This is a genomic window from Cohnella sp. GCM10012308 (genome assembly GCF_042649185.1).
GTDB lineage: Bacteria > Bacillota > Bacilli > Paenibacillales > Paenibacillaceae > Cohnella.
Window position 1 is genome coordinate 170,159 of the sequence record NZ_JBHRYU010000009.1, and the last position, 12,610, is coordinate 182,768.

Annotated in this window: 10 protein-coding genes; 5 read left to right on the forward strand and 5 right to left on the reverse strand. The window is 59.5% G+C overall.

The genetic code is table 11. The annotated features are described in order from the left end of the window. Window positions 1-20 precede the first annotated feature (20 nt). Window positions 21-1,973, reverse strand: a complete 1,953-nt coding sequence (locus ACFOTD_RS13345) for a glycoside hydrolase family 127 protein (protein WP_378119453.1) — start codon at window positions 1,971-1,973, stop codon at window positions 21-23. 130 nt (window positions 1,974-2,103) lie between these two features. On the opposite strand from ACFOTD_RS13345, the gene ACFOTD_RS13350 reads away from it, so the two are divergent. Further along, window positions 2,104-2,970, forward strand: a complete 867-nt coding sequence (locus ACFOTD_RS13350) for a helix-turn-helix transcriptional regulator (protein ID WP_378119455.1) — start codon at window positions 2,104-2,106, stop codon at window positions 2,968-2,970. Between the two features lie 127 nt (window positions 2,971-3,097). Here the strand turns inward: ACFOTD_RS13350 and ACFOTD_RS13355 are convergent, their stop codons facing one another. After that, window positions 3,098-3,979 (reverse strand): GNAT family N-acetyltransferase, encoded by an 882-nt coding sequence (locus tag ACFOTD_RS13355; protein WP_378119456.1) that lies wholly within the window; start codon window positions 3,977-3,979, stop codon window positions 3,098-3,100. Then, the gene (locus ACFOTD_RS13360; protein ID WP_378119458.1) at window positions 3,976-4,725 is read right to left on the reverse strand and encodes a creatininase family protein; all 750 of its coding nucleotides are present in this window, start codon (window positions 4,723-4,725) and stop codon (window positions 3,976-3,978) included. Before ACFOTD_RS13360 ends, ACFOTD_RS13355 begins: the two co-directional genes overlap by 4 nt. A gap of 180 nt (window positions 4,726-4,905) precedes the next feature. Here ACFOTD_RS13360 and ACFOTD_RS13365 point away from each other — a divergent pair, with 180 nt between their 5' ends. Genes ACFOTD_RS13365 through ACFOTD_RS13375 form a run of 3 tightly spaced genes read left to right on the forward strand, consistent with a single transcriptional unit; the run spans window position 4,906 to window position 6,775 of the window. After that, entirely contained in the window at window positions 4,906-5,754 is an 849-nt protein-coding gene (locus tag ACFOTD_RS13365; RefSeq protein ID WP_378119460.1) for an ABC transporter ATP-binding protein, read from the forward strand. Beyond that, window positions 5,754-6,407: an ABC-2 transporter permease gene (locus tag ACFOTD_RS13370; RefSeq protein WP_378119462.1), complete on the forward strand. Its 654-nt coding sequence runs from the start codon at window positions 5,754-5,756 to the stop codon at window positions 6,405-6,407. The genes ACFOTD_RS13365 and ACFOTD_RS13370 overlap by 1 nt, the downstream gene beginning before the upstream one ends. Further along, complete coding sequence (locus ACFOTD_RS13375; RefSeq protein ID WP_378119464.1) at window positions 6,407-6,775, forward strand: GntR family transcriptional regulator; 369 nt, start codon at window positions 6,407-6,409, stop codon at window positions 6,773-6,775. The genes ACFOTD_RS13370 and ACFOTD_RS13375 overlap by 1 nt, the downstream gene beginning before the upstream one ends. Window positions 6,776-6,900: 125 nt before the next feature. Here the strand turns inward: ACFOTD_RS13375 and ACFOTD_RS13380 are convergent, their stop codons facing one another. Further along, window positions 6,901-9,150: an FAD-dependent oxidoreductase gene (locus ACFOTD_RS13380; protein WP_378119466.1), complete on the reverse strand. Its 2,250-nt coding sequence runs from the start codon at window positions 9,148-9,150 to the stop codon at window positions 6,901-6,903. A 128-nt stretch (window positions 9,151-9,278) separates the two neighbouring features. Here ACFOTD_RS13380 and ACFOTD_RS13385 point away from each other — a divergent pair, with 128 nt between their 5' ends. After that, window positions 9,279-10,076, forward strand: coding sequence for a helix-turn-helix domain-containing protein (locus ACFOTD_RS13385; protein WP_378119468.1), 798 nt, complete (start codon window positions 9,279-9,281; stop codon window positions 10,074-10,076). Between the two features lie 93 nt (window positions 10,077-10,169). On the opposite strand, the gene ACFOTD_RS13390 is transcribed toward ACFOTD_RS13385, so the two are convergent. Continuing rightward, window positions 10,170-12,608 (reverse strand): family 78 glycoside hydrolase catalytic domain, encoded by a 2,439-nt coding sequence (locus ACFOTD_RS13390; RefSeq protein WP_378119470.1) that lies wholly within the window; start codon window positions 12,606-12,608, stop codon window positions 10,170-10,172. Window positions 12,609-12,610 lie beyond the last annotated feature (2 nt).

Consider the following 12,610-nt stretch of genomic DNA (forward strand, 5'->3'; position numbering starts at 1 on the left):
GGGGAATTTCGAATCGTGCGTCAGTATGAGGAGTGCCGCAGCCAGACGTTCATCTCGCCGGGCTCGCGGTTGCCCCACAGGTAATAGGGAACCGCCTTGAATCGGACGGCTCGCTGCCGCTTGCCGAACGGACGGTAAGGAAGCTCTTCCTCCCAGCCGGCATCTTCCGTGACCTTGCCGTCTCCCTCGACGACGACGCAGCCGCCGAGCAGCCCGGATGCCTCTCGCTCCGACAAGCGCGGTTCTCCCGCCAGCGACAGAGAGGCCAGCGGCTTGCCGTTATCCGCTTCCTCCACGCAATAGACGAGCGGTCCGCGTTGAATGGCGGCCTTGCCGGCATCCGCGCGGATGAGCGGATTCGCTTCGACAAGCGTCGCTTGGAGCGGCAGCAGCCATGCTGCCTGATCGCCGTCGCGCCACGCGCGTTCGATAAGCGCGTAGCCCCGATCGACGCGGTAATCGCATCGCTCGCCGTTCACGAGCAGCGTTGGGCGTTCCGCGTTAAACCAGTTCGGAATGCGAAGCGCGAGCTCGAACGCTGCATCGCCTCCAACCGGGACATCCGGCAGCGAGATTCCGAATTCTACCCTCCCGTTCCATGGCAGCGCCGACCGCTGCGTCAGCACGATCTTGCGGCCTTGCGTTTCGAACGAGAGCTCGCTGCCGATAAACAAATGGACATGGACCGAACCGCCGTCTTCGGCTACGTCGTAAATATACGTGTCGAGCGAGCCGATCAAACGGGCGACATTCGGCGGGCAGCAGGAGCACCCGAACCATTTTTGCCGCACCGGCTTCACGTGGAACCGGTCCGGATTGCTCCGGCTCGCTTCCGGCCACACCTCGAGCGGATTCACGTAGAAGAAATGCTTGCCGTCCTTGGCCATGCTGCCAAGCACGTTGTTATAGAGCGCCCGCTCCATCACGTTGGCATATTCGCTTCTCGCTTCGAGCTGAAGCATTCTCCGCGCCCAGAAGATCAGGCCGATCGAAGCGCAAGTCTCTGCGTAGACGGTATCGTTCGGCAGATCGTGATCGAACGTGAACGCTTCGCCCAGATGCGTCGCGCCGATCCCGCCGGTGATGTACATCTGCTTGCCCGTCGTGTTCGCCCACAAGCGTTCGCATGCTTCCCGCAGGCCGGCATCGTCGTTCAAGCGGGCGAGATCGGCCATCGCCGTGTACAGATACACCGCGCGTACGGCATGTCCCACCGCGACCGGCTGCTCTCGAACGGGAAGATGGCTCTGGTACACTTCCAGGTTCGGCGCCCCCTGCGACCAGATGTTTTTGCGCCCCCGGCGCTCCCATTCCTCGTTATAATAGCTGGGCCGGCTGCCGCGTTCATCGATGAAAAATTGACTCAGCTTCAGGTAGCGTTCTTCTCCCGTCGCCGCGTACAGCCTGACCAGCGCCAGCTCGACCTCCGGGTGTCCGCAGTATGCGCGCAGCTGTCCCGGCTTCGTCCCGAATAAGCCGTCGATCAGGTCGGCGAACCGGCAGGCGATGTCGAGCAGCTTGCGCTTGCCGGTGGCTTCGTAATAAGCCGTGGCGGCTTCGAACAGATGGCCAGCGCAATACAGCTCGTGAGCTTCGTAAAGATTCGTCCACGCCCGGCCCGGCTCCTGGATCGTGAAGTACGTATTCAGGTAACCGTCGTCCCGCTGGGCTTGGCCGATCAGGTCGATCGCTTCGTCCGCGATTTGCTCGAGCGCCGGGTCGGGATGACGCCGGAGCGAATACGCGACCGCCTCCAGCCATTTGTACAGATCGCTGTCCTGAAAAATCCAGCCTCCGAATTCTCCCTCCTCCAGCCCGGCCGCAATCCGGAAATTGCGAATCGAATAGCTCGGCTCGGCGTCCTCGATCCGATCGTTCAACGCTTCCCATTGATAAGGAATGACCGTCCGGCGGACGAGCTCGATATAGTCGTTCCAAAATTCGTCTTTGATATGGACCTTCGCGTCATGCATGGTCGCCCACCTCGTCCTTATAGAAATTGACTCTTCTTATTAACGAGTTTATGCTATTTAATATTGCGGCAACAGAAACAGATTAAGCATGATCTTATACAAATCGAGACAAATGGCGGAGGTATTTCCCTTGCGAGATATCGACATGGTCGAGCTTCAAACGCCGCCGGTCCCTTATTATTGGGAATCCGGGCGCTCGGATTTTCGCGTCGGCGACCGGCATCCGAACCGGCGGAATCTGGGGCTGTACGATTTGCTGTTCGTGGAGCGCGGCGCGCTGTATATCGGGGAAAACGGCGTGGAATGGACGCTGCGAAAAGGAGACACGCTGCTGCTGCTGCCCGAGGGGGAGCATTACGCGGTCAAGCCCTGCGATCAGGAGACCGTCTTCTACTGGATTCATTTCGAGCACGATTACCTGAAGCAAGGCGCGCATGGAGCGAAGCCCGACGGCTCGCTCCCGTCCTCGCTCCCGTTCAGCAATCCTTATGCGATCCGCATTCCCAAGCGATTCACGCTGCCCGATCCGGACGCCGCGTTCGACTTGATCCGGCAGCTGCTGGGATTGACGGTAGGCGACTCCTTCTGGGAGGAGCGGTCGCTTTTCGCCAAGGTACTCTCCCTGCTGGAGGAAGGCGCGCTCGGCCAATCCGCCGCTCCCGCCATCCGACTCGCGGAGAAGACGGCCGCTTATATTCAACAGCATTACCGGGAGGAGATTACGAACGAATCGCTGGCCGAAGCGCTTCATTTCCACTCCACCTACATCGTTCGCTGCATGAAGCAGAAGTACGGCATGACGCCGGTTCATTATCTGCTCGAGTTTCGCCTCGAGCGTGCCAAACGCCTGCTGCTCACCACGGAATGGTCGGTGGAGCGAATCGCCGAAGAAGTCGGTTTCCGCTACGCGCCCTATTTCTCGACCTGCTTCAAGCGCCAGGCCGGCATGACGCCCGCTTTGTTCCGCAAGTATTATTGCCGAATCGGCCCCGAATAAGAAAACAAGCTTACGGGCGGCGGCCCGAAAGCTTGTTTTTGCGTTTACCGCGCGATGGCGTCCGTTACCGCCCGATGGCGTCCTCCGCGCATCCGGCCAAAGACGCTTCGCGTCCATCGATTCGCCATCAGCCTTTTTCCGCGCCGGACGTGCCGTAGACGAGCTCCGGCATGCCCGGATTCGCGTTGAAGCCCAGATACATCCGGCAAAACGTACGCTGAATGCGGAACCCGGCTTTTTCGATGAAATGAATGCCTTGAACGTTCGGACAAGGCAGATCGAAAAAGACTTTGACATCCCCGACGCCGGCCAGCAGAGACGCCAGCAGCGTCTCGGCCGCTTGAACGTCCGACGCTGCCCACGGACCGATCTGCACGGCTTCGTAGCCTTGACGGGCCATCATGTACCCGGTCATCCCGCGTTCGTCTTGCGTTACAAACGCATATTGGGGTTCGCGTCCCCGTAACCGCTCGAGGACGGCTTCTCGATTCGCGCCGAATATCGCCGCGTCGCATACCGCGACCTCTTCCAGATCAGCCTCCGTAAACGACCGGATCTCGCCCCGGTACGCAGACGCAGCGGCACCCTTCGGCACTCGCGTGGACGCTGACGGATCCAGCTCGTATCTGCGGACGTCGTACTCTTCCTCGAACCCCAGCGGGACGTACACTTTTTTTCCCATGGCCGTGGCGTCCAGCTTGATGCAGCGCACGCCCTGATCGCGCAAATGCCGAATGCCCGACTGCAGGAGCTGCGTCGCGATGCCTCTCCCCCGGAATTCCGGATGCACCAATACCATGCCGATCCAGCCGAATCGGTCGCCGTAACGGATCGTCGTCAGGGTACCTGCCTCTTTGCCGTCGTACTCGGCCAGAAAACAGCCTTCTCGATCGTAGAAAAGATAGTCCTGCCAATCCCGCTCCGTCTGGTTCCAGCCTGCGATATTTTTAAGCTTCATTGCGAAAGAGAGGTCTCGCCCGGACAGCGTCCGAATCCGCAGCCCGTTCATTGCCCGGCCTCGCGGGAATTCCTGGCCTTGACCTGCTTCGTGACGCGTTCCACTTCTTCGATGTATTTTATTCCTTCTTCCAGCATAAGCGCCAGCACCTTGCTCCCCTTCTCCGCGGTCGCGTCCTCCGGGAATCCCCAGTAACCGTCAGGCGTAATATCGCCGACATCGAAGTAATCCATGAACGCCTGGGGAACAAAAGCCGCTTCGTGCTGCCGCCGGATGTCCGCGACATATTCAGGATGGAGATGTAGCATGAGCGAGGTCTCCATCTCGCCCGCGTGAACGTCGTTTTGGACATGGTTAAAAATCTCGTGGTATCTCGGTCTGGCCACCTCGCCGGCATAAAGGAGAATCGTCTGAAAGTCCCCGAGTTCCCGGTTCAGATGACGGACCGTAGGTTTGATGATCCAGTTGCCCCCGTGAAAATTCGCGATAATGAGCTTGTCGAAGCCGGAAAACCGCAGCGACTCGGCAATATCCCGGAGCACCAGCGCGAGCGTGTCCGCTTTGAGATAGACCGTTCCTCGGCCTTTCCGGTGCTCGATGGACGAGGAGATCGCGACGGCGGGCAGCAGGTAGGCGCCCAGCGCCTCCGCCAATTCCCTCGCGTAACGCTCGGCGAAAATGGTGTCCGTCCCGACGGGCAAGTGACTGCCGTGCTGCTCGGTAGCGCCCACCGGAAGCACGGCGATCCGGCAATCCGAAGCCTCGAACTCTTTTTTCGTATGATAGACGGTCAGCATGAAGAAACCCTCCTTTCCTCTCATTATGAGAGGCGGTTCCGTCACATCCAAGGGTCCATTTTATATGTTTTCTAGGACATTTTTATACAAGCCGAATCAAACTTTAAACGTTTGACGATGCATAGGCCGGATGTTATATTGTGCATATACGATATGCACAATATTAAAAGGAGGCACGTCATGCTCGCCTTGGATATTCAGAACGTCAATAAGAAATACGAGAACTTCCAATTAAGGAACGTCACGTTCCAACTTGAAAAGGGCTACATCATGGGGTTCATCGGCGCCAACGGCGCGGGGAAAACGACGACGATCAAGTCGATCCTTAATATGGTTCGATTGGACGGCGGCGATGTGCGTATACTGGGCAAACGAATGGCGGAGCACGAGCTCGAGCTGAAGCAGGAGATCGGCTGCGCGTTCGGGGGCATCGATTTTTATACCAGAAGCAAGATCGGCAAGCTGACCGGCGTCATTAAAAGGTTTTATCGCAATTGGGACGACGATGCCTACTACGGCTATTTAAAAAGATTCAAGCTGGACGAAAACAAAAAAATCGCCGAATTGTCGACGGGCATGCGGGTTAAATACAATCTGGCCATCGCCTTGTCGCATGGCGCGAAGCTGCTCATACTCGACGAGCCGACCAGCGGACTCGATCCGGTCGCAAGGGACGACCTGCTGGACGTTTTCCGGTCGCTCGTCACGGGCGGCGAGATCAGCATTCTTTTTTCTACGCATATTACGTCGGACTTGGAGAAGTGCGCCGATTACATTACGTTCATCGAAAACGGGCAAATTATCAAAAGCGCCGACAAAGAGACGTTTATGGCCTCCTACCGATTGCTTAACGGCAAAGAGAGCGAGCTCGGCCCGGTGAAAGACAAGCTGATTTCCTACAAGGTCAATTCCTTCGGCTTTACGGGATTGATTCTCGCGAAAGACTTCGATCCCGACTCCGGCATCCGGTCCGCCACGCCAAGCCTCGAGGAAATCATGGTTTACTCTGCGAAAAAGGAGGAAGCGTAATGTATAATTTGTTGGCGAAGGACTTCAAGCTAGGCGTAAATCCTTGGTACTTGGCGATGCCCGTGCTCACGGGCGCCTTGATGCTCGTTCCGGGCTGGATTTATTTCCTCGTGCTATTGTACTTTTGCTGGATTACGATTCCCAGTATGTTTGCCGGCTTTCGCACGCATAACGACCTGATGCTCGCCTCGATGATGCCCGTGACCAAAAAAGATATGGTCAAATCCAGAATGCTCGTCATCGTCAGCTTGGAGCTGCTGCATATCGCGTTCGCGGTCCTTTTCGGCGTTATTAATCGCTACTTGTATCCGGACTTCATCTATTACTTCTACGCTCCCACGATCGGTTTCTTGGGATTATGCTTCGTCATGCTGGCGATATTTAATCTTGTCTTCTTCCCGATATACTATAAGACGGCCTACAAACACGGTAACGCGGCAATCGCTTCGATTACCGCAGCCATGCTTTTTGCCGCAGGCGCGCAATGGTTGGGAATCGCGAGCAAAGACGTGGCTGCCGTAATCAACGATACCGGGACCGGCCATCTCGCGTCGCAATCGACCATTCTTATCGCGGGAATCTCGATATTCGCCTTATTCACGGCGGCGGCTTACCGCATGGCAGTGCGACATTTCCTGAAAGTGGAGTTATGATGAACGTAGCGATCTCAAGCAGTTCCGAAAAACCGATTTATCAGCAGTTGTTCGAACAGATCAGCGCTCAAATTTTAAAAGGCGAACTGCCTAGCGGCTATTGCTTGCCTCCGATCCGCCAGGCGGCTCTGGAGCTGCAGATTAGCGTTATTACCGTCAAAAAAGCGTGGGAAGAGCTGGAACGGTGCCGCCTCATTCATACGATTACTGGGAAGGGATGCTTCGTAGCCGAATTTTCGCCCGAGGAGATGCTGCGAATGCGGAACGACACGGTATCGAAGCAGATGGCGATCGACGCTTCGTATTACAAGTCGTTCGGCCTTAGCTTGGAGGAGGCGGTAGCGCTAATGAAGGAAATCTACGATTGACGACGCAAGCAAATAACGAGGCAAGCAAAGACGCGTTCCCGCTTCGAAAGTAGAAGCAGGATCGCGTCTTCGCGTTTGTCGGCGAGCCGTCCTTGCTCGGCGTCAAGCTCAGGGGACTGGATTCGTCAGGCGTAGGCTCGCACTTCTACGATCTCCGCGTATTCGCTGCCGTTGGTCTCTTCTACTACGATACGCAGCCGTTCCGTCCGGATGTCGGCGTCGAGGCGATGGACGCGTTTACGCTTGTAGTTGCCGCGCGCCTCGGCGATCGTCACCCATTTGTCGCCATCGCGCGTCTCGATCCGGTAGTCCTTGACGAGTGTCGGCATCGCCTCGTACGGCGTGATATGGTGATGCAAATTGATCAGGTCGTCGTTGACGTCGTCGTTAAAAACGAGATGAATCTCGCGAATCGGCGTCGGCGCGTTCCAAGCCAGCTCCAGCCACTCCGGGCGCGCCTCGGTTATGCGCGCGGACGACCACATATGCGGTCCGCCGTAGGGACGAAGGTAACCGTCAATCGCTTTGTCGGCCGCGAAGGCGCCGGTCGCTGCTGTCAGGCGGATGCATGGCGAAGCATGATCGAATTCGTGCTTGCTCCACTCGACGAGCGGCTGCCCCTGCTGACGTTCTTCGTTCGGCCGCGAGACGCTGGCCAGATCGCTCTTGCGATAAGCGAGTACGCCCGAGCTCGGCCGGTCCGCCATATGCAGCGCGAGCGCTTCGTTGGCCTTGACGACGAGAAATGCGTTGCAGGCCGTCTCCGGCACCCAGCTTAGGTTGAGCTTCACCCACTGCTTGCTACCGGCGGACAAGGCGGCTGTTGCCTCCGCGATCTTGGCATGCGGAACATAGTTTTCCGGCCGGCCGGTGTCCCACAGCTCGACGGCGAGCACCGTGTCCGCTTCTGCATCCACGAGCAGCTCGATGCCGTCCAGCGCCGGATCGACCGGCACGGTAATGCCGATATCCGTCGCTAGCGGGACGGCATACGCCGGCTGCTCTATGCCCAAGCGGCTGCGCTCGCTGGAGGCCGAGACGCTAGCACGGCGCGCCAGGTCGGCTTCGTCCTCGCTGCGAAGGCCGATGACGGATGCGTCCTGGCGCAGCAGCGTCTGCTGAAGCTCGCGCAGGTGGCCTACGTAGAGCTCGCGCGGCGTAATGCCCTTGGCCGCGCACAGCGCCGCGCCGGTGCCCGCCGCTTCGCCGATGACGGCGCACGTCGCCATGACGCGCGTCGTGCCGAACGCGACATGCGTCGCGCTGATGTCGCGGCCGGCCATCAGCATGTTGTTCACGTTCGCCGAATAGAGCGAACGGAACGGAACATGGTAAATGCCGTCCGAGAACAGATGCTTCGAGCCCGATTCGGTGGCGTATACGCCTTGCGGCGGGTGCAGGTCGATCGACCAGCCGCCGAACGCGACGCGGTCGTCGAATTCCCGCTGCGCCAGAATATCGTTCTGATTCAGCACGTAGTCGCCGACGAAGCGGCGATATTCGCGCTTGCCGGGCATGGAGCCTACCCATTCCAGCGTCATGTTGGCCGCGTCGAACTTCCCGGAATTTTTAATATAATCCCAGATCCCGTAGATGACCGACCATAGCTCGTCGCGAATCCGCTCGTTGTCGTGGACGGTGTCGTGCTCCCCTCCCCATTCGATCCACCAGTATGCGCAGCCGTTATCCCCGCTCCGGATGATGCGCCGCTCGGGAATCGTCGTCTTCGTCACGTCGATGGCCATCTTGGGCGGCGTATATTTGACCGGATGTCCGGCGTCTTTCGTATAGAAAAGCAGCGTGCTGCCGAGCGTAATGTCGTCGGCGACTTCCGGCGCCCATTCCTCGCCGAACTCGTCGCGGGCTTCCCGTCCCAGCCTGTACTTGGCGCCTGCCAGAAATCCGACCAGCCCGTCGCCGGTACAGTCGAGATACATCTCGCTCTCAAAACGAATACGCCGTTCGGAGCCCATCATCCACCCCGTCGCCGAGCGGATCGTAAGATCGTGCGGTTCCCCATCCGCTTCGACCTCGTGCACGTCCGTATTCAAAAACAACTGAATGTTGGGCTCCGCTCTTACCGCTTCCAGCACGACCATATCCCAGAAATACGGATTGCCGTCTTTGTTGCGAAATTGATTTTCGACGAACAGCTCGCCCATAATTCCGGTCTCTCTTGCATATCGCTGAGTGCCATGCGCGGTCGCACCGCATACCCAGACGCGCACTTCGCTGCTGGAGTTGCCGCCAAGCACCGGACGGTTGTTGACGAGCGCGACAGTCCGCCCGAGCCGAGCCGCCGCGATCGCCGCGTTCACGCCAGCCAGCCCGCCTCCGACGACGGTAATATCGGTTTTTATCGTTTCGCTGCGCATATGCCGACCTCTCCTTCGATTCGCTCGTTTATCCTCTGTTTCATCTTAATTCTCCAGCTTGCTAAATAACATGCATCCTATTACGATAACCATATCCGATATTTCACATTTGACGGGAGAGTCTCCACATGAGATACGATTGGTCGGCGCACCCGGTAGCCTATATGTACTGGATCAAAAAGAAGCAATTCCAGCTGGCGCAAGATACGGATGCGGCATGGACGATGTTCGGAGTCGAGCGCGGTCGGTTCGAATACCGGATCGGCGCGAAGGCCGGAGAAGCCGGTTTCGGCGACATCGTCGTATGTCCGCCCGGCATCGTCTTTCATCGCCATGCCCTTTCGCCGCTGACGTTTCATTTCATCAAATTCGATTGGACGCTTGCGCCGGACGCCGAAGAATCGGCGGCGCTCGGGGGAAAGTGGACGATTCACGATGCGGAACGCCTGATGTCGACCTACCGTTACATGAAGGAAATCGGCGGCGCCTTACGGCAGGAGCCGGCGCTCGGCCGGATGAAGCATATGATCGAGGACTTGTTGCGGCTCATGGAAATGGAGCGCAGCCGAGCCGAATCGGCCGCGCTTACGGCTGCGGACGCGCCGGCGTCCGATATGGTCGAAGCGCGCAAGTGGCTGCTCGAGCGCGCCTATGGGCCGCTGGCGATGCGCGCGCTCTCGGACGCGCTCGGCATCAGCCCCGTGCAGCTGACCCGGCGCTTCCGCGCCGCATACCGGACGACGCCGACCGAGTTCGTCACCGGACTGCGGCTCGGCCGGGCGTGCCGGCTGCTGGAAGAGACGACGCAGCCGCTTGACTGGATCGCGCAGCAATGCGGGTACGAAAACGGCTTTTACCTGAGCCGCGTATTTACCGCCAAACTCGGGATGACGCCCTCGGCCCACCGGCGGCTGCATCGCGTCTGAATGGTTGAGGCGGGTATAAGCAAGCGCGACGCCGCGCGACCAGTACGCTGCGAGCGTAGCTATGCGGCAAATCCGCTTAACTCCGGACCGATTTTAACCGATTCGCAAATGATGCTCTCCGGCGCCGAGCGACTCGCCTTTCGCCAATACCCCCAGCCCTTCCGGCACCGTCAGATGCAGCAGCATCGCCCCCGTCCGGCCGCCGCTTTCCCGTTCCGCTCGAACGGTCAACCGTCCGCAGGCGGTCGGAATCTCGCCCTCTGCCCAGTCCAGTCCGTCCGGGAGCCACGGCGCGATCTCCACGACGCGACGTCCCGGCTCCAACGAACGCACGCCTGCGATCGAGCGAAGAAACATATAGACGGGCATGCTCCCCCAGGCATGGCAGGCGGAGCTGTATTGCGTCTCCCCCGTCCGCGCATCCGGATAGAACAACTCCCACCATTCCCACACCGTCGTCGCTCCGGCTTCGACCATCGGTCCGTAGCGCTCGCGCACAAGATCCAGCATGCGGTCCTCGCGGCCGAGCTTCCCGAGCGCCCGGTACACGACCTGCATGAAGAAGGGGCTCGCTTGAATGGCGCTCCCCTGCGCCACCGACGAGAATACCGACCGGTAGATCGCCTCGCTGCGCGCGTCCCCCGCCTCATGCAGGACCGCTAGCGCGAGGGCGTTCGCCGATTCGCTGAACAATGGGCCGAGCACGTCTTCGACCCGGCAATCCGCATACGCGCCCGCTTCCTGCATCCATAAGCTTCGCTTGACGGCGTCCGCTAACCGGTCGCCGGTCCTGGCGTAATAAGCCTCCGCTTCCGTGTCTCCGACCAGTCGCGCATATCCGGCTGCACATCGTACAGCTTCCAAATAGAGCAGGTTGAGCGCCGTCACGATGCCGCCGCGCTCGACGTCCGGCCATCTGCCGAGCGGCGCCTCGCCAGCGTCGATATAAGACCAATAAGGCACGTCTTCAAGCAAGCCTTCTTTGTTTTCGAAGCCCGAAAACCAGCGCAGCGCCTGCACGATATTCGGCCACCACTCGGCCAGCAGACCGTCATCTCCATAGGCCTCCAAATATTCGCCGAAGGAGCTGACCCAGTGCAGGCAAAACGACGGGATCGGCGGATAGTTGTGATGCCCGTCCGGATAACGCTGCGCCGTCATGCCCTGCCAATCCTGCGACTGACCGACCTGCTCCAGCAGCTTGCGGTGCAGCCTGCCATCCCCGGCGTAATAGGTCTGGTACAGCGCCTGCCAACGTCCGTCTCCCATCCACTGCTGCTGCTCGCGGCTCGGCGAGTCGACGAAGGCGTCCTGCATGCAGATGCGCAGCGTATGGGCGGAGATGTCCCAGACCCGCTGGAGCATCGGATCGCTGCACTTGAAGACGGCCGGCTCCGTCACCGGGTACCCGCGCGTCCGCAGCCCGATCCGGTGCAGGCATACCGGACGCGAATCGGCATGGCGAATGCGCAGCTGCACGTAGCGGCATGCTTTCCAGCCGAAAGCGATCTCCAGGCGCTGCCGTCCCTCCGCGAGGATGAAGCGGTCGAGCGAACGGTTGTTGCTCGCGTTCAGCAGCGCCTTGCCTTCCCACAGCTCCTCCGCATAAGCTACGTCAATGATCGTGCCGGACGTGCCGGTCACGTCAATCTGCAAATAGCCGGGCTCGATCCTGCCAAAGTCGTAGGTCAGCACTTCGGCTTCACCGGCCGCCGCCGGCTTCGACCAGACATCCAGCGGGCTGTCCGAGCTGTCGGCTGCGAACAGGCGGATGCCCTTGGTCTCCTCGATCATATCCAGATGCAGGCGGCCGGAAGGCGCCGCGAGCTTCGACGCGACGCCTCGGCCCGCGAGTCGACATGCATCCAGCTCCGTCTCTTCCAGCAGCGGGATCGGCCTCTTGAGCAGATTCCAAAAAGGCGAAAGCTTGAAATCTCGTTTCTTTGCAGCGGTCCAGCCTTCGGCGACCGCCTCCTGCTTGTACCAGTCTTCCGTCTCCAACCGGGCGTCGTAGATCTCGATCGGCCCCTGACAGCCGTTCACGCGCGGCGCCCGCTCGTCGTAGGCAGCCGCTTTGCGGCATAACCACGTTTCGTCCGTACCTACTATCAGCGCCTCACCGCCCTGCGCGGCGGTACGCAGCTCCGCCAGCAGCGCCGGGATCCTGTCGATCGATTGACCGGTACCGTAGCCATAGTACAACACCATGACCGCGATACTGTTGTCGCCCGGTCGAAGCAAGCCGCCTACATCCACCTCGTCCACGTACTGCCATCTGGGATCGCTCCTGCAAGGCCCCCGGCCCGCATAGACGCCGTTCACATAGACGATATATTTAGAGTCTGCGAAAATGCGCAGCTTCCCTTCGGCGGCCGCGTCCGCCGGGAGCTCGAAGCTTTTTCGAAATTGACAAAAGGACTGTACGGGATGCTCGTAATGCGTCTCCGTCTCCGAAGGGTGCCAGACGATGCCCGTATCGGCGCCCCATTCCAGCTCCGAGGGCCTGCGCCTCTTAAAACGGGTTGTCGCCACTG

Coding starts and splice junctions, on each gene's coding strand:
- ACFOTD_RS13360 (WP_378119458.1), bottom strand. CDS start 4,725: ATGCTGACCGTCTATCATACGAAAAAAGAGTTCGAGGCTTCGGATTGC.
- ACFOTD_RS13355 (WP_378119456.1), bottom strand. CDS start 3,979: ATGAACGGGCTGCGGATTCGGACGCTGTCCGGGCGAGACCTCTCTTTC.
- ACFOTD_RS13345 (WP_378119453.1), bottom strand. CDS start 1,973: ATGCATGACGCGAAGGTCCATATCAAAGACGAATTTTGGAACGACTAT.
- ACFOTD_RS13380 (WP_378119466.1), bottom strand. CDS start 9,150: ATGCGCAGCGAAACGATAAAAACCGATATTACCGTCGTCGGAGGCGGG.
- ACFOTD_RS13375 (WP_378119464.1), top strand. CDS start 6,407: ATGAACGTAGCGATCTCAAGCAGTTCCGAAAAACCGATTTATCAGCAG.
- ACFOTD_RS13365 (WP_378119460.1), top strand. CDS start 4,906: ATGCTCGCCTTGGATATTCAGAACGTCAATAAGAAATACGAGAACTTC.
- ACFOTD_RS13385 (WP_378119468.1), top strand. CDS start 9,279: ATGAGATACGATTGGTCGGCGCACCCGGTAGCCTATATGTACTGGATC.
- ACFOTD_RS13370 (WP_378119462.1), top strand. CDS start 5,754: ATGTATAATTTGTTGGCGAAGGACTTCAAGCTAGGCGTAAATCCTTGG.